Origin of the sequence: Flavobacterium daejeonense DSM 17708 (assembly GCF_000425425.1) — a bacterium.
Taxonomy (GTDB): domain Bacteria; phylum Bacteroidota; class Bacteroidia; order Flavobacteriales; family Flavobacteriaceae; genus Flavobacterium; species Flavobacterium daejeonense.
In genome coordinates, this window is record NZ_AUDK01000003.1 from 39822 (window position 1) to 63115 (window position 23294).

General features: G+C 33.6%; 18 protein-coding genes and 1 pseudogene. 15 read left to right on the forward strand and 4 right to left on the reverse strand.

Annotation, left to right across the window (positions count from 1 at the left end):
- Positions 1-5 precede the first annotated feature (5 nt).
- From atpG to H599_RS0103620, 12 genes and pseudogenes are all read left to right on the forward strand, one after another.
- Positions 6-866: an ATP synthase F1 subunit gamma gene (gene atpG, locus H599_RS0103570; protein ID WP_026712865.1), complete on the forward strand. Its 861-nt coding sequence runs from the start codon at positions 6-8 to the stop codon at positions 864-866.
- A gap of 398 nt (positions 867-1264) precedes the next feature.
- Positions 1265-2173 (forward strand): hypothetical protein, encoded by a 909-nt coding sequence (locus tag H599_RS0103575; RefSeq protein ID WP_026712866.1) that lies wholly within the window; start codon positions 1265-1267, stop codon positions 2171-2173.
- A gap of 380 nt (positions 2174-2553) precedes the next feature.
- A complete protein-coding gene (locus H599_RS0103580) occupies positions 2554-4476 on the forward strand; it encodes a transglutaminase domain-containing protein (RefSeq protein WP_162174244.1) in 1923 nt (640 codons plus the stop codon).
- Entirely contained in the window at positions 4454-6235 is a 1782-nt protein-coding gene (locus H599_RS0103585; protein ID WP_162174245.1) for an O-antigen ligase family protein, read from the forward strand. The genes H599_RS0103580 and H599_RS0103585 overlap by 23 nt, the downstream gene beginning before the upstream one ends.
- Positions 6236-6366: 131 nt before the next feature.
- Positions 6367-6465, forward strand: a pseudogene (locus tag H599_RS21145) (HlyD family secretion protein); the annotation flags it as partial.
- A gap of 305 nt (positions 6466-6770) precedes the next feature.
- A complete protein-coding gene (locus H599_RS0103590) occupies positions 6771-8234 on the forward strand; it encodes a lipopolysaccharide biosynthesis protein (protein ID WP_026712869.1) in 1464 nt (487 codons plus the stop codon).
- A gap of 52 nt (positions 8235-8286) precedes the next feature.
- Positions 8287-8721 carry a dUTP diphosphatase gene (gene dut / locus H599_RS0103595; RefSeq protein ID WP_026712870.1) on the forward strand — a complete coding sequence of 145 codons (435 nt, stop codon included), beginning with the start codon at positions 8287-8289 and terminating at the stop codon, positions 8719-8721.
- A gap of 22 nt (positions 8722-8743) precedes the next feature.
- The gene (locus H599_RS0103600; RefSeq protein WP_316930434.1) at positions 8744-9109 is read left to right on the forward strand and encodes a GIY-YIG nuclease family protein; all 366 of its coding nucleotides are present in this window, start codon (positions 8744-8746) and stop codon (positions 9107-9109) included.
- Between the two features lie 40 nt (positions 9110-9149).
- The gene (locus H599_RS0103605) at positions 9150-10160 is read left to right on the forward strand and encodes a sugar phosphate nucleotidyltransferase (RefSeq protein ID WP_026712872.1); all 1011 of its coding nucleotides are present in this window, start codon (positions 9150-9152) and stop codon (positions 10158-10160) included.
- A 109-nt stretch (positions 10161-10269) separates the two neighbouring features.
- Entirely contained in the window at positions 10270-11619 is a 1350-nt protein-coding gene (locus tag H599_RS0103610; protein ID WP_026712873.1) for a tetratricopeptide repeat protein, read from the forward strand.
- A gap of 1 nt (position 11620) precedes the next feature.
- Positions 11621-12397: a DUF4292 domain-containing protein gene (locus tag H599_RS0103615; RefSeq protein WP_026712874.1), complete on the forward strand. Its 777-nt coding sequence runs from the start codon at positions 11621-11623 to the stop codon at positions 12395-12397.
- Positions 12398-12422: 25 nt separating this feature from the next.
- Complete coding sequence (locus H599_RS0103620) at positions 12423-13703, forward strand: murein hydrolase activator EnvC family protein (RefSeq protein WP_026712875.1); 1281 nt, start codon at positions 12423-12425, stop codon at positions 13701-13703.
- Positions 13704-13815: 112 nt separating this feature from the next.
- Here H599_RS0103620 and H599_RS0103625 read toward each other — a convergent pair whose 3' ends face one another.
- Together H599_RS0103625 and H599_RS0103630 are read right to left on the reverse strand one after the other, a co-directional pair.
- Positions 13816-14682: a polysaccharide deacetylase family protein gene (locus H599_RS0103625; protein ID WP_051590630.1), complete on the reverse strand. Its 867-nt coding sequence runs from the start codon at positions 14680-14682 to the stop codon at positions 13816-13818.
- 17 nt (positions 14683-14699) lie between these two features.
- Entirely contained in the window at positions 14700-15728 is a 1029-nt protein-coding gene (locus H599_RS0103630; protein WP_026712877.1) for a hypothetical protein, read from the reverse strand.
- A 244-nt stretch (positions 15729-15972) separates the two neighbouring features.
- On the opposite strand from H599_RS0103630, the gene H599_RS0103635 reads away from it, so the two are divergent.
- Positions 15973-17580, forward strand: coding sequence for a L,D-transpeptidase family protein (locus H599_RS0103635; RefSeq protein WP_026712878.1), 1608 nt, complete (start codon positions 15973-15975; stop codon positions 17578-17580).
- Positions 17581-17704: 124 nt separating this feature from the next.
- On the opposite strand, the gene H599_RS0103640 is transcribed toward H599_RS0103635, so the two are convergent.
- Positions 17705-18127, reverse strand: a complete 423-nt coding sequence (locus tag H599_RS0103640; protein WP_245600481.1) for a c-type cytochrome — start codon at positions 18125-18127, stop codon at positions 17705-17707.
- A gap of 200 nt (positions 18128-18327) precedes the next feature.
- On the reverse strand, positions 18328-19452 hold the full coding sequence (locus H599_RS0103645; protein ID WP_026712880.1) for a PQQ-dependent sugar dehydrogenase: 1125 nt from the start codon (positions 19450-19452) through the stop codon (positions 18328-18330).
- 166 nt (positions 19453-19618) lie between these two features.
- Here H599_RS0103645 and H599_RS0103650 point away from each other — a divergent pair, with 166 nt between their 5' ends.
- Both H599_RS0103650 and H599_RS0103655 read left to right on the forward strand, forming a co-directional pair.
- Positions 19619-20005 carry a (deoxy)nucleoside triphosphate pyrophosphohydrolase gene (locus H599_RS0103650; protein ID WP_026712881.1) on the forward strand — a complete coding sequence of 129 codons (387 nt, stop codon included), beginning with the start codon at positions 19619-19621 and terminating at the stop codon, positions 20003-20005.
- Entirely contained in the window at positions 20002-23154 is a 3153-nt protein-coding gene (locus tag H599_RS0103655; RefSeq protein ID WP_026712882.1) for a DEAD/DEAH box helicase, read from the forward strand. Before H599_RS0103650 ends, H599_RS0103655 begins: the two co-directional genes overlap by 4 nt.
- Positions 23155-23294 lie beyond the last annotated feature (140 nt).

Sequence of the window (23294 nt, forward strand, 5' to 3'; positions counted from 1 at the left end):
AATAAATGGCAAATTTAAAGGAAATCCGTAATAGAATTACTTCCGTTTCATCTACGATGCAAATCACATCGGCGATGAAAATGGTTTCTGCAGCTAAGCTTAAAAAAGCTCAGGATGCAATTACAGCCATGCGCCCTTATGCCGAAAAATTAACGGAATTATTACAAAATCTTTCTGCAACTCTTGAAGGAGGAGTAGGTGAAGAGTTCACTACACAACGTGAAATTAAAAAAGTTTTATTAGTAGCGATTACTTCAAACAGAGGTTTATGTGGTGCTTTTAATTCAAATGTAATTAAAGAAGTTAAAAATCGTGCTACATTTTATGCAGGAAAACAAGTTGATGTTTTTGCCATCGGTAAAAAAGGAAATGATGTTTTAAGCAAAACCAATACAGTAATAGATAATCAAAGTACTGTTTTTGATGATTTGACTTTTGATAATGTAGCTGCTATTGCTGAAACATTAACTCAAAAATTTGTTGGTGGTGAGTACGACAGAATCGAATTGATTTACAATCAATTTAAAAATGCTGCTACTCAAATCGTTCAAACAGAACAATTTTTACCATTAGCTCCTGTTAAATCAGATTTAAATGTAGCTGCCGGAGATTATATTTTCGAACCATCAAAAGAAGAAATCGTGTTGACTTTGATTCCTAAATCATTAAAAACACAATTGTACAAAGGAATTCGTGATTCTTTTGCTTCTGAGCACGGTGCGCGTATGACGGCTATGCACAAAGCAACTGATAATGCAACTGCATTGAGAAATCAATTGAAATTAACATATAATAAAGCACGTCAGGCTGCTATTACTAACGAAATCTTAGAGATTGTTGGTGGAGCTGAAGCTTTGAATGCATAAAACTTTTATTCAAAATCTATTTTAAAGTCCCGCATTGCGGGACTTTTTTGTTTTTTAATGGTTTTCAGTGGCTTTTGACAGATTTATTGATACGAACTAAGCGATTTTACTTAGTGATTTTAGTGAGAAAATTATCTATATTAATTTAACATAAATTTAACTTTTTTTGTAGTTAAAATCCCTTTCCTTTGTTAATATTTACAAAAATAATCTTACTTAAATTTTCTTTATAATCTCAAGTACACGTGAGGTAATTTTGAAAATCAACGTAAGTTGTTTTGAAAAAAATAGTTTTAATATGTAAAAACTCTAAAGAAGAAACATCGTAATGCAAATTACTCGTACTATTCATTTATATCGAAATCTCGTTTATTAATTTAATTTTAAAAACCAAAAAAATGTTATTCAAAAATTCTACTCTATTCACTAAATTGCTCAGTATTCAGTTTGTCAAAGTTTCTTTTTTGCTCCTTATCTTATTAACTGCAATCTTTTTTGGATGTAGTCAAAATGAAGGCATAGAAGATTCTTCTCATTCGGTTATTGATACAAAGTCTTTCGATTATATAGGAATTCAACATAATCAAGAATTGGAATATGTTTATGCAAAATTAAAAGAAGCTAAAAACACCAACAAAAGTGCTTTGTTACTTTCAAGCAAATCAAATGCAATCGATTTAATTAGTAAAATTGTTACTGATAGAATCAAATCTCAGGGATTCTCTCAAGAAGAGAAAAATATTGCTCTTTCCGTAATGGACTCTCACTCAAAGGTATTAAAGACTGGAAAAATTTCTTATACATCATCATCCAAAAATGCTTCTAAAATCTATGACGAATATTCTTCAAGTCTCACTTCGAATCAGAAAGAAGTATTAGATGATCTCCAAAAATTGTTAGGGGATCGTAAAGCTACCTTAAATCAAACACTGGAAGGTATAATTGAACTCGAAAAATCAGCTTCAAGTAGATTAAGTGAAAAGGAATTATTTGTGATTTATTGCGCAACCTCTGTTGCAAAAGCTACATCAAAGTATTGGCATACAAATTTTACTAAATGGAAGATGTTAAAGTCAAACAAACTACTGAATACTAATACCTTTAAAACTTCTTCAGTTGAAGAAGATTTAGCTTATGGCTGGAGAGATGTTCTGGGAGACGACGTAGCAGGAGCTATAGGTGGAGCTGTAGGAGCAGCTGTAGTAAACATAGCACCTGGAGCAGGCCAAGTAGCTTATGGATCTGCCATTGTTGCAGGTGCACTTGGGAATTCCGCAACAGGAATTGTAAAATCTATGTTTGCTTAATTAATTATCTTGAGTTGATATAAATCTATCTTAAAAAAATTAAACAGCAAAGTTATATAGTCTTTAGTAATGATGGAACACAGATGTATATCTCATCATTGCTAAAAACTATTATTAAAATTTTAAAAACAAAAAAGAGGCTGAACTCACTTTTGAAACACCCTCATTATTTTAATTTGTATGTATAATGAAAAAAAATTACTCTTATCTCGTATTGTTTTTTAGTATTATGTTCTTGGTAATCTTGTTTTATAATCGTTATAAGGGATACACTTTGTTAGAATCCGTATTTTGGGGCTTTATTACAAGCCTTATAACAACTATTGTTGTATACTTTTTCAATCGAAAAAAAGATAATAATGCTTAATACCTTTAGGAATATGAAGTCAATTTTATTATTGACGAGGGTAACTGTAACAATATTATCTTTTCAAAGCATTCCATTTTTAGCTCAAAATACAAAGAGTAATCTTAAGGAAATAAAGTCTGTTTACTTATCTGATTCAGAGAAATTAAATTCTGTTAATTTTTTATTAAAAGCAATCCCTTACAAATATTCTTTGCAAGGCGATGCCATCGAAAAGTTTGATGCAATATTCCCATTCTTAGAAGAAAAGCAGAAAAAACGTATGATTTCTAACGATGATGAAGATTTTCAGAAAATGTGGGATGATTTAATTGAAGAAAATGGACAACCAGCAGATGGCGATTTTTCGGCTCTTTATGATAGTACAGTACTTACGAGCGACTATTTAAAGTCTAATATTGATTTCTGTTACAACCTTAAGCAGGAAAAATCTTGGCTAAAAATTATATCGAATTCCAATTTCAATCAATATGTTATCCCTTATCGGGTTGGTACTGAGCGATTGGAAACACAATGGCGTCAATCACTTTATAATCATTACAATAATATTAAGAAAAGTTCAAAACCTAGACAAGAGGCTTTTGAAAAGACCAAAAATACTGATCTCTTAACTTTTGCAAGCGATTTGCAATACGAAATCAGACGGAGAGTAAGCACCAATAGAACAATGTGGGCTTATCCATTTGATATTCCTGTTTCAAAAATGGAACAAGGAAGACAAGGTGCTTGCAAGCATCTGGTGAATTATACCACAGCCGTTATGCGAGCAAATGGAATACCTTGTACCGCTGATTTTACGTTACTCTGGGCTAATAATCGATCTGGACACAAATGGAACGTACTCTTTAAAGAAGACGGCTCTTCTTTGCCATTCGATGCAGCTACATTTCCTCTGGGAGTAAATTTTGACGATAGGAAGATAGCTAAAGTTTATAGAGAACAATTTTTGCCAAGCGTAGAATTCTCTATTCCTGTTGAAGATGAAGTGCCAAATTATCTTTATGACCCTTGTTGGAAAGATGTAACTAAAGAATATGTATCTGTATCTGATATTGTATTAAAAGTACCTAGTGAACTTTCCAAAAAAAAGTATCTTTTAATTGGAACCTTTGATAATCAAGCGTGGCAGCCGCAATTTTATGCTATAACTATTAATGGAGAAGTGAAGTTCCGAGAGATAGGCAGAAACAACGTTTACATAGGTATGTATTTGAATGATGGTGAGATCAAAACGTTTGGCGATCCTTTTTTATTAGATTCTACTGGTAATATAAGGTATCTATCTTCGACATCTTCACTTGAGAGCGTGAAGTTGACACGTAAATATCCCTGCACTAGTTTTACAAGTGAGTTTATGAAAAACATGGTTGGAGCAACGTTTAGTGCTTCTAATAGTTTAGATTTCAAGGGCGAAAAAACGTTGTACACCGTGGAAAAAAAACCTGCTTTTTTTGAAACTGCAAAAATAACTCCTGATGTTAAGTATAGATACTACAGCTATACTACAGCTGATAAGAAGAAGAGTTATGTTGCAGAAATAGAGTTCTATGATGAAAATGGAGTTAAACAGAATGTTTTACCACTTAAAATCGATTCAAATGTATCCTTAAAGAAAATCTGTGATGGTGATCTAAATACCTATTACTGGGGCAAAGATAATGAGCGGATTATTTTTGACTTTGGTAAACCTGTACAAATTTCTAATATAAAATATTGCCCTAGAAGCGATTCAAACTTTATAGTTGAAAACGATATTTATGAGTTGTGTATATGGAAAAACGGAGTTTGGGAGGCTGTGGGAAAAAAGAAAGCTAACAGTTCAATTGTAGAGTTCGAAAATGTCCCCAAAAATTCTCTTATGCTATTGCATAATTTAACGAAGGGACAAGAGGAACGCATATTTACTTATGAAAATGAAAACCAAGTTTGGTATTAACCACCTAAACACTTACATTTTATCTGCGCTTTTAATATTATTAGTAGCCTCTCCTGTTTTTCATTTTACTTTTTTCTTTGATGGAATTTTAGTAGGTCAGCAATTTATAATTTCGTTTATCTGTATCATCTGTTCCCTTTTTATTTGGTCAACAAATCTCAAAACAGAGATACACTACTCTGTTTTTGATATTTCTATAGGATGTTTTTTATTGTATATTGGAATACATTTTTTTTTCTTCCCGAATCCGTATTCTATAACCAGTGATTACCTATATTTTATAAACATTGTTTTTTGTTCTTTTCTAATCAAGCAATCATTAAAAAATAAGCAAGCTTTAAGCGATTTTTTAAAGTACGGAATTGCGTTGGTTTTTATCAGTCAAGTATCACTTGGGGTTTATCAGTTATTAGATTTAAAACTTCAAATTCCAAATATTGATATTAAAGGATCTTTTGATAATTCAGGGATTTATTCTCTGTTTTTAACAATCCATTTACTTATTTTACCTATTTTCCTGCGTAGTACAAAAACTATCGTGCGATTAGTAGCATTGGTCTTTGCTCTCTTTGGATTAATACTCATAGTGCTTGTAGGCTCTAGAACAGCGTGGTTAGCTCTGTTATCCGGAAGCTTCCTTATACTTTTAAATACTTACCGTTACTTTTTGACGAAGGTAATACAGGCAAACTGGAAGTATCCTGTTGCTTTTTTTACAGGAATTGTATTATGTTTAAAGTATTTATACAGTTTTAAGCAGGATTCAGCGGATGGACGAATGCTTATTTGGAAATCTACATTACTATTAATTAGAGACTCTCCGTTATTTGGTAACGGTTTTGGAGCATTTGGCGCTCGATACAACTTCTATCAAGCAACTTATTTTAGCATTAACCGAAACAGTCAATTCGAAAACCTAGCAGCAAACTCAAAAGTTGCATTTAATGAATTCCTTCAAATCACTGCTGATTTTGGCATTATCGGTTTACTATTATTTTTATTTGTTATATATCAATTTTTCCGTGGCTGTCTTGGTCTTCCGTATCCATATAAAATATACTCGATTTCTATAGGAATTGTTTTTTTGATAAGTTTTAGTTTCAGCTATCCATTTCGCTCAGTAAACTTACATGGGTTACTAATAGTTGCTTTGCCTCTTTTAACTTTTTTGTTTCAAAGCAAGAAAATTTCAGTAGGCAAGTATCTAAAAATCGGTCTGCTTTTTTGTTTATGTCTCGGGCTAGTATTCAATGGAATGTGGATTTTTAAACAAGTAAAAGCAAGAATAATGTGGAATAATGCTTTTGAAGCTGTATTAGAAAATGATTATGATAACGCAGTTAGGTTATGTAAAAAAATAGAAAACTTAGAGCATGATCCCAATTTCTTATACTTTTACGGATCAGTACTATTAGAAAAACAAGATCCACAGTTAGCTTTAACGGTTTTTAAAAAGGCTGAGTTATTCATGGCTGATAATGATTTATACCTAAATATTGGTGATTGCTACGCCTTAATGGGAAATAAGACAATGGCGATTAATTATTACAGATTATCTAATATGGTTGTACCTCATAAACTTCTTCCTAAATTTAAGTTGTTTGAGCTTTATATAAAATCTGGGGATTTCGTGAACGGCTATGCAATTGCCAAAGAGATTGACACAATGCCTGTTAAAGTAAACTCAGCCGTAGTTGAGTATATAAAAGAGAGTATAAATACTTGGCTAAAATCCCATACAAGGAGGTCAATTAAGTGATTTGTGTTCAAAATATCTTGCAAAATATGAGGGGGCATCAATATAACATAATGCTTTTAGTTAATACATATTCATCATAAAATCTTAAAATTGTTATTATTTCTTCGTATGTATTGTAATATGCTCCTCCATTTCAGCAAGAAATGTCGGGTAGCGCCAAAATTGTTACCGAAGATTTACGACTTATTGAGCGGTTGTTGTATCAATTTCGGGAAGTTTTCAAGCGATAATTTCTCCATACAAACCCAAATAACAATTGAAATTAATTTATCAAGCTGCTATTACTAACGAAATTTTAGAGATTGTTGGTGGAGCTGAAGCTTTGGACGCTTAAGAATACTTAGTTTATTCTATAGAAAAGCGGTTGATTTTTCAACCGCTTTTTTTGTTTAAATACATTTATGGGATACTTTTTAAGCTGTATTTTAGTTATATAATAGAAGTCAAAAAGAAATAAGAATCATTATAAAAGCAATACGAATTTAACCAAAGATTTAGTTATTTTTGTTTTTGTAAAATTAATAAGTATTACACCTTGGGTTTATATAAAAATCTTTTTAAACAAACAGCAATTTACGGTCTGGCAACGGTTTTGCCCAGGATGTTTAGTTTTCTGTTAGTACCTCTTTATACCAATTTACTGCCTAAAGGGGAGTATGGAAAAGTGACTATTATATTCTCATGGATGATATTCTTCAATGTGATTTTAGCTTATGGAATGGAGACGGCTTTCTTTCGTTTTTACAATAAGGAAGAAGACAAAAAAATGGTGGTCGAAACTTCTATGGTTTCCATTTTTTGGACTACAATTCTCTTTTTGGTTGCAGCGCTTTTGTTCCGAACTACTTTAGCCGATTGGTCGGGAATCGATTCGCAATACATCACCTATTCCATTTGGATTTTAGCTTTGGATGCCTTGGTGATTATTCCTTTTTCCAAATTAAGAGCCTTGCAAAGACCAATTATGTATGCTATTATCAAGATTGGAAACGTTTTGGTAAACTTACTTTTGAGCGTACTTTTCTTAGTGTATTTGCCTAAATTATCAGAACTGAATCCTACCGGAATAGTAAGTTCGTTTTATATCGAAAATTTCCAAATAGGTTATATTTTCCTGGCTAATATTATTGCGAGTTTGTTAACTTTTGTGGTTTTATCTCCTGATTATGTTTTCTTAAAATGGAAATTTGATTTTCGTTTGTGGAAACAAATGATGGTCTATGGATTGCCTATTTTAGTGGCCGGAATTGCCTTTGCTATCAACGAACAATTTGATAAAATTCTTTTAGATAAATTATTACCGCACAACATAGCCGCCGATGAAGTGGGGGTTTATTCCGCCTGTTACAAGTTGGGATTGTTTATGGTTTTGTACCGCACGGCTTATACGCTTGGGATTGAACCTTTCTTTTTTAGTCATGCTAAGAATGAAAATGCGCCGCAAACGTACGCCATGGTTACCAAATACTTTGTCATCTTCGGTTCGTTTATCATGTTGAGCGTAATTGTTTTTGCCGATTTGTTTAAATTAATTCTACTGCAGGATGAATCCTATTGGGTGGCGATGAAAGTAGTGCCTTTGATTATTTTGGCCAATTTCTGTTTGGGAATTTATACGAATCTTTCCGTTTGGTACAAATTAATTGATAAAACCTATGTGGGTGCTTATATTTCCATTGTGGGTGCCATCATTACTTTGGTATTGAATTTTTTACTGATTCCGACTATGAGTTATGTGGGTTCGGCTATTGCTACTTTAGCGGCTTATGGAAGTATGATGTTGATTTCTTACTATCTTGGAAATAAATTTTATCCAATTCCGTATGATTTTAAAAAAATAGGGGCTTATTTGGGATTGTCTATTTTATTTTCTGTGGTTTCCTTTTATGGTTTCAGAGAAAATTATTTTGTAGGGATAGCATTGCTGCTTTTGTTTCTATATGTCATTTACCATTTTGAAAAAGAAACGATATTGGGCTTTGTGAAACGAAAAAAATAAAATAAGTACGGAGCAGTTTTGCGCTTGTTCCTTCATTTTTTAAAATATTACAATGAAAATAAATATTATCAATAAATCGCAGCATGCCTTGCCTAACTACGAAACGCTGGCTTCGGCAGGGATGGATTTGAGAGCTAATTTGACCGAATCGATAGTGTTGCAGCCTTTAGAAAGAACCATCGTTAAAACGGGTCTTTTTATCGAATTACCGATAGGTTATGAAGCTCAGGTACGTCCCCGAAGCGGATTGGCTGCTAAAAAAGGAATAACCGTACTGAATTCGCCCGGAACAGTTGATGCCGATTATCGCGGTGAAATTGGGGTAATTTTGGTTAATTTATCCAATGAAGCTTTTGTGGTCGAAAATGGCGAACGCATTGCCCAATTAATCATTGCCAAACACGAGCGTGCCGAATGGATTGAAGTAGAAGAATTAACAGAAACTTCCCGAGGTGCAGGTGGTTTTGGTAGTACCGGAGTAAAATAATTCCTGCGAAAGCAGGAATCTTGTGTTCAATATAGGAAGCAAAAAACTTTCTTCGAAAGCAGGAAGTTTTAAAATGAAATTATGGTTTGTTTATATTATGTCAAATAAACATAAAGGAGTCATTTACATTGGAGTAACAGATAATTTAATAGAACGAGTTAAAGAACATAAACTAAAAGTTTATTCAAATTCTTTTACGGCAAAATATAATTGTGATAAGTTAATTTATTTTGAAGAATGGGAAAATGGTTTTGATGCTACAAAAAGAGAAAAACAATTAAAAAAAGGGAAAAGAGATTGGAAAGTAAAATTAATAGAAGATATGAATCCAACGTGGTTGGATATAAGCTTAAATTGGAATTTCAATTTTAATAAAATAAGAGAATAAAGTTTAATTTAAAAGATACCCGCATTCGCGGGCATGAAATATGAAAATAATCGTTCCAATGGCAGGACGTGGTTCGCGTCTTCGCCCACATACCTTAACCATTCCTAAACCTTTAATTCCGGTTGCCGGAAAACCAATCGTGCACCGATTGGTAGAAGATATTGCCGGAGTTTTAAATCAGGAAATTGAAGAAGTTGCCTTTATTATCCACGAAAGTTTTGGTGAAAAAGTAGAGCAGGATTTAATTGCTATTGCTGAAAAATTAGGAGCCAGAGGTACTATTTATTATCAAAATGAAGCTCTTGGAACCGGCCACGCAATTATGTGTGCCAAAGATTCTCTTTCCGGTCCGGCGGTGATTGCTTATGCAGACACCTTGATTCGTGCCGATTTTGAATTGGATCCAACCGCTGATTCGGTAATTTGGGTAAAACAAATTGAAAATCCGGAAGCTTTTGGAGTAGTTAAACTAAACGCCAATAACGAGATTATTGAATTGGTTGAAAAACCACAGGAATTCGTAAGTGATTTGGCCGTTATCGGAATTTATTATTTCAAAGATATTGCGGTTTTAAAACAGGAATTGCAAAATGTTTTAGACAACAACATTCAAAATGGTGGTGAATACCAAATTAATGATGGAATCAAAAACATGATGGCCAACGGAAAAATCTTTAAAACCGGTGAAGTAAGCGCCTGGATGGATTGCGGAAACAAAAATGTAACCGTAGAAACCAATTCCAGAATGTTGGCTTTCCTGGCTGAAGACAAAGAAAGTTTGGTTTCTCCAAAGGTAAAAATCGAAAATTCTACGATTATCGAACCTTGTTTTATTGGGGACGATGTGGTGTTAATTAACGCTACGGTGGGGCCAAATGTTTCTTTAGGAAATGGATGTCACGTGATTGACAGCAGCATCAAAAACAGTTTGCTTCAAACACACGTACATATTAAAAATGCCAATCTGGACAATGCGATGATAGGAAATCACGCCAGTTTTGATGGTAATTTTACAAGCATAAGCATTGGAGATTATTCGGTTTTAGAATAATTTCGGATGCAATAATAAAATTGCCATTAAGAAATTAAGTTGATTAAGCGTAAGAATCTTAATTTCTTAATGGTAAATTGTACAGCTTTTTAAAGTTTAATGAACAAAAATGAAAAAGTTAGTTCCTTTAATGATAATGGTGGTTTTGCAATGCAATCCGGTTTTGTCATGGGGACAAACAGAGCCCGAAACTATTAAATTGCCGGAAAATAAATTTCAGGATTATTTTTACGAAGCTTTAAAGCAAAAAGCCATTGAAAACTACGACAAGGCAATTGTGGCTTTGGAACGCTGTTTGAAAATAGACAGTAATAATGCCACGATTTACCACGAATTAGGCAAAAATTATCTGGCGCAAAAGGATTATAAAAACGCCTACACTTCATTTGAAAAAGCTCATCATTTAGACCCAACCAACAAATGGTTTTTGGTAGGTATGTATGATGTAGATTATGCTACAAAAAACTATACTGATGCCGTTTTAGTGATTCAAAAACTGATTGCTTTTGACCCAAAATTCAAAGAAGATTTAACTTCGTTGTATATGAATACCGGCGAATTTGACAAAGCTTTGGCACTTATCAATGAGTTGAACGAAACCGTTGGGAAATCGGACAGAAGGGAGAGTTATAAAATTCAGATCCTCTCTCAGGGCAAATATCAGGATACGGAAATAACCAATCTGGAGGAGCAAATCCTGAAATATCCTAAGGCAGAGGAAAATTACATTTCGCTGATTTATTTATATTCCAAAAAAAACAATATCGAAAAAGTTTTAGAAACGGCGAAAAGGCTGGAGGCTGCCATTCCGGATTCCGAATGGGCGCAACTAAGTTTGTTTAAAAATTATTTGGTTGCTAATGAAAGCGATAAAGCCATCAAGGCCATGAATATTGTTTTGGGCAGTTCCAAAATTGACAGCAAAATAAAACACCGCATTTTCAATGAATTTTTAATTTATGTCAATACACATCCGCAATTCACTTCCGATTTAGATAAAGCAATTGCTTATTTTGCTGATGATTCCCAAGTGAATGTTGCCAAAGAAGTAGGGAAATATTATCACAACAAAAAACAATGGGACAAGGCTGAAAAATATTATCAGCTGGGACTTCAAAAGAATACGACTCCGGATGTAGAATCCGGTTTACTTTTGTTGGATGTTTATACGCAGATGGCTCAATTTGACAAAATGGCCAAAATCGCCGATGATATGGTCGAATTGTATCCGGCACAGCCTCAGTTTTATTATTATGCCGGATTGGCTTACAATCAGTTGCAACAATTTAAAAAAGCCAAGGAAATGCTCGAAACAGGCATGGATTATGTGGTAGAAGATCTAACCTTAGAGATAAATTATAACATTCAGTTGGGAGAAGCGTATAATGGTTTAGGCGATACCAATAAAAAAATATTCTACTTTTCTAAAGCAGACGAATTATTAAAAAAACAAAAATAAAATGAAAAAATACCTAGCCTTTTTGGTTGTCATTCTTTTGGTTTCCTGCAAACCCAAAGCCATTGTTACTTCGGCAACCATTACAGAACCAGTCGATTATATGAAAGCAACCAAAATAATTGATAGTCATTACAGCAATAAAAACGATTTTTCTACATTATATATCAAAGCCAGTGCCCGTTATGCCGACGAGAAACAGGCTCAAAATGTGTCGGCTGAGATTAGAATTAAAAAAGACCAACAAATCTTAGTGAGTTTGCGTTTTCTGGGAATAACAATGGCCAAAGCTTCTATTACTCCGGCTTCGGTAAGTTATTACGAAAAAATAAAAGGAACTTATTTTGAAGGCGATTTTAGTTCTTTGAGTCAGTGGCTGGGAACCGATTTAGATTACAGTAAAATTCAAAATATGTTGGTTGGAGAAGCATTAGACGATTTGAACAAGGGAAAATATACTGAGACTTTACTCGATAATTTGTACCGTTTGGATGATGCTAAAAGCGGAAATACTCAAAAAAGTTTTTATTTTAATCCGAATAATTTTACGGTAAATAAGCAGGAAGTTACCCAAACAACTGAAAACAGAACTATCCAAATTGCTTATCCGGAAAGGGTAGCTTACAAGGAAGCCAACCTGCCATCGAATATTGAGATTAAAACACAACAGCCTAAAGGGAAATCGGAAATTAATTTAAATTACAATTCCGTTTCTTTTAATGAAGAACTTTCTTTCCCTTATAGTGTTCCGGATGGTTACAAACGAATAATAATTAAGTAAATTTGCCAAAAATATATTTTTTAAGATGCCAAAATATTTTCTTAGCCTGTTATTTGTATGTCTGACTTCAGTGATGTGGAGTCAATCGCAACAAGAAAAATTAGAACAACGCAAAGCTCAGATTCAACGAGAGATCAGAGACAATGAAAAGATGCTGAGAAGTGTCAAGTCAAAGGAAAAATCGGCTATGAATGTTTTTTTGATTCAAAAAAACAAAATCAAGCTTAAAGAAAATTTGATTAATACTACCGAAAAACAAAAACGACTTTTAGCCGATGATATGTATCGCAATCAGCTTAAAATTAATAAGCTGAACAGAGAATTGAAGGTGTTAAAAGAAGATTACGCTAAGAAAATTGTCAATTCATACAAAAGCCGTTCCGAGCAAAGCCGGGCGATGTTTATTCTTTCTTCGGAGAATTTTTTGCAGGCTTACAAACGCGTGCAATATTTAAAACAATATACCAGTTTCAGGAAATCGCAGGGAGAGGAAATCAATGCCAAATCGAAGGAGTTGGTTTCATATAATGAGAAATTAAATCTTCAAAAGATAGCCAAACAAAAATTAATTGCCGAAAACGAAAAGGAAAGACAATCGCTTTTAAAAGAAAAACAGGAGCAGGAGAAATTGGTGAATTCTATTAAAAAAGATAAAAACCGGATTGTTTCTGAAATTCGAAAAAAACAAAGGGAATCTAAAACCATCGATGCGCAAATTAATCGTTTGATTCGTGAAGCAATTGCAGAAGCTAACAGAAAAGCTGCCTTAGAACGTGCCAGAGCTGCTGCCGCTTCGGGAGACAAATCTTCTAAAGAGAGTGCCAAAGTAAACATTCCTAAAGCTTCGGTTTCTTCTTCCAGAATTGAATTGACTCCGGAAGATAAATTAATAGCTGATAATTTTAGAGCTAACAGAGGAAAATTGCCCTGGCCGGTAGAAAGAGGATTTGTTTCCTTAGGTTACGGCGATCAGCCACATCCGATTTACAATACCCTGGTAGTTCATAATAGTGGAGTGGAAATCACGACAACTGAAGGTGCTGGTGCCAGAGCAGTTTTTGGCGGAGAAGTAGCTAGTGTAATGGTTTTATCTCCGGTAAATAAAGCCGTTATGATTCAGCACGGGGATTATTTTAGTATTTATCAAAACCTGAGTTCGGTTTCGGTGAGTAAAGGAGATAAAGTAAGTATTAAACAAAATTTAGGTCGTATTAGAACGAATGGGGATACAGGTAAAACAGTGATTAAGTTTTTAATTCTGCAAAATACAACTTATATGAACCCACAGGGCTGGTTAGCCAACTAAGGTGAAATGAAATAAAAACAAAAAGCGAATCGGATTTTCTGATTCGCTTTTTTTTATGCGGAAGTTTTTTTTGTAATTCTATTTCGTTATTTTCTTCAAAATCCGAAACAGTTTATTTTTGATTTTTAAAAGTCCCTTCGATGGATTGCATCATGCGTTCCGTCGTCCAGTTACCGGAAACAATCATCCGTCTTACGGTATATAACGGATCAATCGAATCTCTTTTGGTTGAAAGGATAAAAGCCATGTTATACCCGCTTTTTTTGATTTCAGGAATAGCATTTTTATTCCATAAGCCAAAAGGATAGGCAAAATTAGTGATTGGTTTTCCGATGATTTTTTCGAGTTTGGCTTTTGGTTTTACTAATTGGGTGTTCCAGTCTTCACCCGAATATTTGGTAACCATATGATGATCCCAGGTGTGAGCGGCAATCGCATTTCCGGAATCGGATAGTTTTTTAATCTCAGCAGCGCTTAAATAATTCGGGCGGTTGATAGAAACCGTCATCACAAAGAAAACGCCTTTGAAGTTGTATTTTTTCATTTCGGCTGCGCCAATGCTGTATTGTTCGCCACGGGTATCGTCAAAAGTAATCATCACCGGTTTGTCCGGTAAAGGTTTGTTGTGCAGCAGATAATCATATAATTGATCCGGTAAAATACTGTGGTAACCCGCATCGAATAAGGCTTTCATCTGCTGGGCAAAAGCGGCCGGTTTTACGGTATAGGTTTTGGTCATTTCGCCGGCAGAAGCCGAAAAATCTTTGATGTTATGATAGCACAAAATGGGCACTTCTTTACGGGCTAAAATAGCAGCCGCATCATTTGTAATTTCTTTTTGGGGTTCTTTCAAAATAGCAACAGTAACCTTTTCCTCTTCCGGAATTGCTGTTTTCATACTATCAGGAGTTGTTTTCTTTTGTTGGCAGCCAAGCATTAGAAATAAAGCCATAGCTCCGATGAATCCCTGTGTTTTCATTTGAAATTAACTGTAAATTATTGGTATTGAATGTAAATTGGTTTTGGTGAAAACTGTAATAATTGTTCCGGAGTGTATATTTTCCAGTCGTTCCAGTTGTCGTTTTTGTAAAACAATTTAAATCCGGTAAACTGAACCGGCTCTCTGTAAATGTATCTTAAATAAGTAGAACGTTTTAAAACCTGACTGCCAAAACCGTCCATGTCCATCACAATTTGGACTTCCGGAACAGTTTTAATGGCTTTGTAATTAGTAACCATTCCTTGTGTAAAGCGGTGTACGACTAAAACTTTTGGGGCCAGTTTCTTTTCGCGAACAATTTTTGCCAAAATAGCAATCGCATCATTGATATCATCGGCTGACATGGTGCCGATTTTTTTACCCGGAGTATGACCCGTTTTCATCGAAAATTCAGGGTCAATCCCTAAATGCACATTCGGCAAAGCCAGATAATCTGTCAGTTGGCTTACTTCTTCTTTAACCGTGCTGTGTCCTATCTGAACGTCTAAAAATACCAGCGCATTAATTGGTTTTGCCCAATTCAAAAGCGTGTCAATTTGTTTGAACGGCATGCGCATATTGTAACGATTGGCAGCACCCGGAGCTCCCTGAGCCGAAACCGCGATGTAGTGAAAAGCAGGAATCGTATTTACGGTAGAATCGGCGGCTTTCCATCGGGCTACTTCGGCTTGTAATTTTTCAATCATTTCATCTTTTGGATATTCGCCTAAAACGCCCATTCGTTTCGAATATAAATTGCCGTAATAAGCAATGATTCGGTTGTAAGGCAACAATGCTCCCGGTAATGGATAAGGAGCTTTTACCGGCCATCTTCCGGTGGTGTCTTTGTTAGCCAAGGCCTGCATTCGTTTATTGTAATCTATCGTATCAAGACTTAAAACTGTTTCTTTCTTAACACTGTCTTTTTTTACAATAATACTGTCCTGAACAATGTCTTCTTTCGTATTGGATTTTTTTTGATTGCAATTGGTAAAAAGGAAAAACAGGCAAGGGAAAATCAGAATAGCCGGAGTATATTTTTTCATAAAAAAGAAAGTGTTAGTATTTAGGACAAATGTAAGTTTTTAAGTAACGACTTCTTCATTTAATTCGTATGCTGTGGGAGAAAAAAATAATATTTTAATAACCCGGATTAATTTTATGAAACAAAAAATACGTTAAGTTTTTTCTTTAAAAGACTTTATTTTTAGAGTTTTTAAAACGAAATGTGTTAACTAGTTGATTTTTTTCAAAAATAATTGTTTTATCTTTATGTAAAAGGATGAAACTATGAGGAAAATTACTTTGTTCATTATAATTCTTTTAACTGGTTTTTCATTCCAATCTTTTTCTGTTAATCTGAAAAAGACTAGTAATAATATTGCTGTTAGTGTTGCTTCATCTCCCCAAAAACAGCAAGAGTCTAATTCGACAGTTGTTATCAATAAACAACTTCTAAAAGGTTTTTTTAAAAAGTATGTCAATTTACAGCCTTATCAGTCGAAGGTGACAACTTTGTATGAAAACAGACAATTCCATTCTATTTGGTTTGCTGCTGATTGCCAGTTGGTGCCACTTGCTTTGCAATTGTATGCCAAAACCAATTTGTTAGCCGAAGAAGCTGTCGTAGACTGTTTCGATTATCAGGATATTATTGATAGAATTTTTGATTCAAATTCCACTTTGCCTTTGCTTTCTTATAATGAAACTGAAATCATGCTTTCTGTTTTGCATGTGTATTATGTACAAAATGTCTTTGATGATTTTGATAGGATTCAGTTGCAAAAAATGGGATGGTTTTTACAGGGAAAAGAACTGAATTATAATGAATTTCTGGATGCGTTATTGAAGAATCCCAAGTTGTTGGATTATGCCGAAAAATATCAATTTGCCCAATATTACAAATTGCGTTCGGCCTTAAAAAAATACCGTGAAATAGAAAAAAACGGAGAGTGGAATACGATTGAATACGATTCGACGATACAAAATTACAAACCCTACGACAGTTGCAAAACGATAAGCCAAATCCGGCATCGGCTGTATATTTTAGGCGATTTGAAAGAAGATTCTAAAAGTGAACTATATGACCACGGTTTAATGAATGCGGTTTTGCGTTATAAAAAACGAATGGGTTATTATCCTAATTATTTTATAACTCCTCAGCAAATTAAACAAATGAATTTACCTATTCAGGATTATATTCAAAAAATAGCGTTGAACATGGAACGCTGTCGATGGGTTGATCCGGAATTGACCAATAGCCGTGAATATCTGATGGTAAATATTCCTGCTTTTGAATTGTATTATATTAAAAATGCTCAGGAAATTTTAAGGTCTAAAGTGGTCGTGGGACAGGATTTGATGCAAACGGTTATTTTCAGTCGTTGTGTCAATGCCATCGTGTTTAGTCCGTATTGGTATGTGCCTGAAAGTATTATCGAAAATGAAATTATGGCGGCTATGAAGAAGGATAAAAATTATCTCGAAGCGCATGAAATGGAATGGAATAACGGCAATATCCGTCAAAAACCCGGCCCTAAAAACGCGATGGGTTTAGTGAAATTTGTTTTCCCAAATCCGGAAGATATTTATTTGCACGATACGCCTTCCAAAGTATTGTTTGGCTTGGAATATCGGGCGTACAGCCACGGATGTATCAATTTAGAGAAATCACGGGAATTAGCGCATCTAATCCTGAAAGACAATCCCGACTGGCCGGCTGCCTGTGTGGATGAAGCCATGCAGGGTGATACCGAAATATATTATCCCTTAGCCAACGAAATCCCAATCCACATGGGTTATTTTACAGCCTGGGTAGATGATTATGGCGTGCTTCATTTTTACGATGATGTGTACAGCAAAGATGCTCAATTAAAAGCCTTGTTATTTCAGGAATAACTTTTTAATGTAACTATTTGGATGCTGATTCAAAAGAATAAACCATTAAGGGATTTAAGCGCAACACTTAATGAATCTTAATTTCTTAATGGTTTAAAAAAGAATGTTTTTTATAATTTATACGTTAAGGTTTGATAGCAGCTACTTCCTTAGCCGTAACCATTTTTTTAGTTTTATTACTCCAGGAATTCATTACGTAATTCATTACATCGGCAATTTCTTCATTGCTTAAACCCGGTGAAGGCATCATGTTGTTGAATTTTTTTCCATTAACCACAATTTCTCCTTTCTGTCCGTATTTAACCGCATGAATACTCTCGGTTCTTTTCTTTTTCAGCCAGTCGGAACCGTCCAAAGGCGGAAAAGTCGTTCCGTTTCCTTTTCCGTTGGCCATGTGGCATTGAATGCACAATTCGGTATACAGTTCTTTTCCGTTGGCGATGCTTTTTTGTAAAGGCGTTGGCTGTTGCGGTTCGGTTATAGCAATGTAATTTGTTTTTGTATTTGAAGTGATAGTTGTTGAGTTTGAAAAGTAGTAACTACTCAAAAGGATTAGGCTTAGACCAATATTTATTTTAGTAAATAGCATTTTAATTTGATTAGGTTTAATTTATTGAAGCGCTGTTTTCTTTTTTTACCGCAGATTGCTATGCCTGTTCGCTTACGCTCGAGTCACAGATTTTTTATACTAATCTGCGAATCTGCGGTTATTTTTTAAATAGCTGGTAAACGCTAAGCTACGGTAATTTAGTTGGGTATAATTTTTAAAATTCCTTTGCCTTCCACACCAATGTAAATATAGCCATCAGGCCCCTGAACCACATTGCGCAAACGCCCCATTCCGGAGGCTAATTTTTGTCTTTCAGTGACTTTATTTCCGTCCAGTTTTACCAATTCTAAATACTGAAATTTGAGTGAACCTACCAATAAATCGCCTTTCCAATCCGGATATTTGTCACTGCTTACAAAAGCCATTCCGCTGGGAGCAATAGAAGGCGCCCAGTAATAAACCGGTTGTTCCATGCCCGGACGCTGCGTTTCATTGGTAATGATACTGTTGTCATAATTGATGCCGTAAGTGATGATGGGCCAGCCGTAATTAGCGCCTTTTTTAATAATGTTAATTTCGTCACCACCCTGAGGCCCGTGTTCGTGTTCCCAAATAGCTCCTGTAAATGGGTTTTTAATCAGTCCCTGCGGATTGCGGTGTCCGTAGCTGTATACCGCTTCTTTGGCATTAGCCTGACCCACAAACGGATTGTCTTTTGGCACCGTTCCGTCATCATTCAGGCGGTAAATCTTACCTCCGTCACGACTAAGATCCTGCGGATTTTCATCTTCAAAACCGCGACTGCCAATAGAGAAAAATAAATAGCCCTCCTTGTCAAAAGTAATTCGGGAACCAAAATGGATGGATCTTTTCGAGTTAGGTGTCGCTTTGTAAATCTTTTCAATGTGCGTTAAGCTTTCCTTTTCCAGTTTGGCTCTTATAATTTCGGTGTTGGCACCGCCGGCTTCTCCTTCGCCTTCCAGTGAAGCATAGGAAATATAAATCCAGCCGTTTTTAGCATAATCCGGATGCAGTTGAATATCCATCAAACCAGCCTGACCACGGGTATAAACTGCCGGAACATTTTGCACTTCGGTTTTTACACCATTGCTAACATGATATAAAATCCCTGATTTCTCTGTAACCAGCATCGAACCATCGGTTAAAAAAGTCATACCCCAGGGATTGTTAATCCCATCGACAACGGTTTCTAAAGTATAGTTTTTGGCATCCTCCTGAAGTGGAATCGCATCATTAGGTTTCAATTGCGCCTGACAACTCAGGATAATTAAAGAGAATAAGAATAACAAATAGCTTTTCATAATCAAATAATTAAACTTTTTTAAAGGTAGGGAAAAAGTTTGAGAAGTGTGTCGTTAAGATTATGAAGCCTTTTTATGACGAAAATTAAAAAAGCTTAAAATTTATTTTTAACAAGTAATCGTTTATTTTAAAATTAAATTTTAAGTTTATAGAAAAAATGAATTTATGATTAATGTTACTTGTGCTATAATTTTTATAGAAGAAAAAATCCTAGTAACTCAAAGAAGTGAAGATATGAAATTGCCTTTAAAATGGGAATTTCCAGGAGGAAAAGTTGAGGGAAATGAAAATGAAATAAAATGTATTAAAAGAGAAATAAAAGAAGAAATAAATATTGAAATTGATGTTTTTAAAAGACTTTCAAATAGTATTTATGACTATGGAACTTTAAAAATAAATTTAATTCCCTTTTTAGCAAATTATATTTCAGGAGACATAGTTTTATCAGAACACAAAGATTTTAAGTTATTAGATAAATCGGAATTATTGAATTTAGATTGGGCAGAGGCTGATTTACCAATTGTTGAAGAATTTTTAAAACTTGAATTATGAATCAAGGACTGTATGAAGAATTAGTAACTAAGCTAATCAATTATAAAATAAATGAACTTGATAAGGATACATTTCAAATTAAGAAAACTACAATTGATAAAGCGGAAGCATCTCAATTATTGTCTCAGCATATTGGTAAAGTAATTAAATATGCTTTAGAGAATTTGCCAAAAGGAAAAGAAATTGATCTTATAGATAATCAAATAAAAGTTTCAAATAAAATTATTCAATTTTTAAAAGATGAACTGAATAATGAAGATTTTGAAGATGATTTAATTGATTCAGAAGGGAGAATCTTAAAAGCTGTTTTTACAAAAATTGACTCACATTTTAACGATTTAGATTTACACTTAAAAGAGATTACGCCTTATACAAGATTAATTCATAGTGAACTTTTTACAGGTGGAAACTCAGGTACAACTTTAGAAAGTGAATTACGAAAAGAAATATTGTCATCAGATAAAATTGATTTATTGGTTTCTTTCATAAAATGGAAAGGAATTAGAATTCTTGAACGCGAATTGAGAGAATTCACAGAAAGAGGAGGGAAATTAAGAGTAATTACGACTACATATATTGGTGCAACAGATTCAAAAGCAGTTGAGTTTTTAGCTTCTTTAAAAAACACCGAAGTAAAAGTTTCGTATAATACTGGTAATGAAAGATTGCATGCAAAAGCTTATTTATTTCAAAGAAATACTGGTTTTCATACAGGTTATATTGGCTCTTCTAATTTTTCTCGTTCAGCATTAACAGATGGATTAGAGTGGAATTTAAAAATAACAACTAAAGAAGTTGGACATATTATTGATAAATTCAAGAAAACATTTGAATCGTATTGGCAAAATCCAGAGTTTGAATTATATGATAGAAATATTCATTCTGTTAAATTGGTAGATGCCCTTAAACAAGGAAAATTTTCAAAAGAATATATTTTTATAACATCTTATTTTGATATAAAACCTTTTCATTATCAAAGTGAAATACTTGAAAAATTAGAAGTTGAAAGATCAGTTCACGATAGATTTAAAAACCTTTTAGTTGCCGCTACAGGAACAGGAAAAACAGTTATTTCAGCATTTGATTATAAAAACTTTAAGAACAATAATCCATCTTCTAAGTTGCTTTTTGTATCTCATAGAAAAGAAATTTTAGAACAAGCAAGAGCAACTTTTCGAGGTATTTTAAAAGATAATAACTTTGGGGATTTATGGGTTGATGGTATTGAACCAAATTCTAATGAATATGTTTTTGCTTCGGTTCAAACTTTAAATAATAGACTTAAAGGAATTAAACTTTCTTCTGAATATTATGACTTTATTATTATTGATGAAGTGCATCATATTGAAGCTAAAACTTATAGACCAATCATAGATTATTTCAATCCTAAAATATTATTAGGATTAACTGCCACGCCAGAAAGAATGGACGGTGCTGATATATTAAAAGATTTTTGTAATCGTATTGCTGCTGAAATTAGGCTCCCAGAGGCATTAAACAAGAAATTATTAAGTCCTTTTCAGTATTTTGGAATAACAGATAGCATTGATTTAACCAATGTAAAATGGGAGAAAGGTAAATATGTGGCAAGTGAATTGACAAGTTTGTATACCAAAAATAATATTCGTGTAGGACAAATAATCGACAATCTTAAAAAGTACACAAATGATATAAACGATGTTCAAGCTATTGGTTTTTGTGTGACTGTTGAACATGCTGTTTTTATGACTGAAAAATTCAATTTAGCTGGTTTAAAAGCAGAATATTTAACTGCAAAAAATTCTAGTGAACGAAATAGAATTAGAGAGCAATTCAAGAAAAAATCATTCAATTATTTATTTGTAGTTGATATTTTTAATGAAGGAGTAGATATTCCAGAAATTGATACAGTTTTGTTTTTGAGACCAACAGAAAGTTTAACAGTTTTTCTTCAACAATTAGGGCGCGGCCTGCGTTTGGCTGAAGGAAAAGATTGCTTAACAGTTTTGGATTTTGTTGCAAATGCAAGGCCTGAATATGATTTTGAAAATAAGTTTAGAGCTTTAATTGGAAAAACAACTACTTCAGTTCGAAAAGAAATCGAAGATGATTTTCCTCATTTACCATTAGGCTGTTCTATTGTTTTAGAGAAAAAAGCAAAAGAAACCATACTTGAAAACATCAAAAAAGCTACATCGTTAAATGTGAATCAGTTAATTAACAAGATTAGAAATTTTCAACATCAAACTACATTATCATTAAGCTTAGAAAATTTTATGGCGCTAAATCATATTTCAATTGAAATGATTTATTCAAAAAAAGAAACTTGGTCAAGATTGTGTCAAAAAGCAGGAGTGATAGGAGATTTTGATAATACTAACGAAAAACAAATTTACTCTGCAATAAGTAATAAATGGTTATCTACCAATTCTACCAGTTATTTTCAATTCATTTTAAAGATTGCAAAACAAGGTTTCAATATAAGCATTAATGATTTTAACGAAAATCAAAAAACTATGTTGCTGATGTTGCATTATGATGTATGGCAAAACGCAGGTGGATTTGAAAATTTAGAAGAAAGTATTAGACAATTAGGTAAAAACAAAGTTCTTGTTAATGAGATTATTGAGGTTTTGGAAATATTAATTGATAAAATTGACTTCAAAGAAATAGAAATAGAATTGCCATATAATCAGCCTTTAAAGTTGCATGCTAGATATACAAGAGACCAAATCTTATCAGCTTTTAGATTAAGTACATTTGATAGAAAGTCACCAAGTAGAGAAGGTGTTGCAGAGAATATAGATTTAAATACAGAATTGCTTTTTATCAATTTGATTAAATCAGAAGAAAATTTTTCTCCAACTACAATGTATGATGATTATGCAATTAGCGAAACTTTATTCCATTGGCAAAGTCAAAATTCATCAAGACCAAATATTGGCAAAGGATTATCTTATGTTAAACATCAAGAAAATAACAAGAAGATTTTGCTTTTTATCAGAGAAAAAGCAAAAGATGAAAATGGAAATACAATGGGTTATGTTTTTATTGGAGAAGGAAATTTTAAAGAAAATGAAGGTGAAAAACCAATGAACATTAAATGGGAACTAAATGAGCCACTGCCAAATTATCTTTGGAAAGAATCTGCAAAAATGTCAATAGATTAAAGAAAATAAAATTTCATTTTTTAGTTATAGCCCTGACCGCAGTGGAACTCCTGATGCGGCAGGCTTGTCATTTTTTCCTGTGCCAAAAGAGCGACTGCAATAAGCTCCTTTTTGGCGCATTGGAAAAAAACAAGACTACA

Bases quoted from the DNA above. Each gene is read 5' to 3' on its own strand.
- atpG (WP_026712865.1), top strand. From the start codon at position 6: ATGGCAAATTTAAAGGAAATCCGTAATAGAATTACTTCCGTTTCATCT.
- H599_RS0103575 (WP_026712866.1), top strand. From the start codon at position 1,265: ATGTTATTCAAAAATTCTACTCTATTCACTAAATTGCTCAGTATTCAG.
- H599_RS0103580 (WP_162174244.1), top strand. From the start codon at position 2,554: ATGAAGTCAATTTTATTATTGACGAGGGTAACTGTAACAATATTATCT.
- H599_RS0103585 (WP_162174245.1), top strand. From the start codon at position 4,454: ATGAAAACCAAGTTTGGTATTAACCACCTAAACACTTACATTTTATCT.
- dut (WP_026712870.1), top strand. From the start codon at position 8,287: ATGAAAATAAATATTATCAATAAATCGCAGCATGCCTTGCCTAACTAC.
- H599_RS0103605 (WP_026712872.1), top strand. From the start codon at position 9,150: ATGAAAATAATCGTTCCAATGGCAGGACGTGGTTCGCGTCTTCGCCCA.
- H599_RS0103610 (WP_026712873.1), top strand. From the start codon at position 10,270: ATGAAAAAGTTAGTTCCTTTAATGATAATGGTGGTTTTGCAATGCAAT.
- H599_RS0103615 (WP_026712874.1), top strand. From the start codon at position 11,621: ATGAAAAAATACCTAGCCTTTTTGGTTGTCATTCTTTTGGTTTCCTGC.
- H599_RS0103620 (WP_026712875.1), top strand. From the start codon at position 12,423: ATGCCAAAATATTTTCTTAGCCTGTTATTTGTATGTCTGACTTCAGTG.
- H599_RS0103625 (WP_051590630.1), bottom strand. From the start codon at position 14,682: ATGAAAACACAGGGATTCATCGGAGCTATGGCTTTATTTCTAATGCTT.
- H599_RS0103630 (WP_026712877.1), bottom strand. From the start codon at position 15,728: ATGAAAAAATATACTCCGGCTATTCTGATTTTCCCTTGCCTGTTTTTC.
- H599_RS0103635 (WP_026712878.1), top strand. From the start codon at position 15,973: ATGAGGAAAATTACTTTGTTCATTATAATTCTTTTAACTGGTTTTTCA.
- H599_RS0103645 (WP_026712880.1), bottom strand. From the start codon at position 19,452: ATGAAAAGCTATTTGTTATTCTTATTCTCTTTAATTATCCTGAGTTGT.
- H599_RS0103650 (WP_026712881.1), top strand. From the start codon at position 19,619: ATGATTAATGTTACTTGTGCTATAATTTTTATAGAAGAAAAAATCCTA.
- H599_RS0103655 (WP_026712882.1), top strand. From the start codon at position 20,002: ATGAATCAAGGACTGTATGAAGAATTAGTAACTAAGCTAATCAATTAT.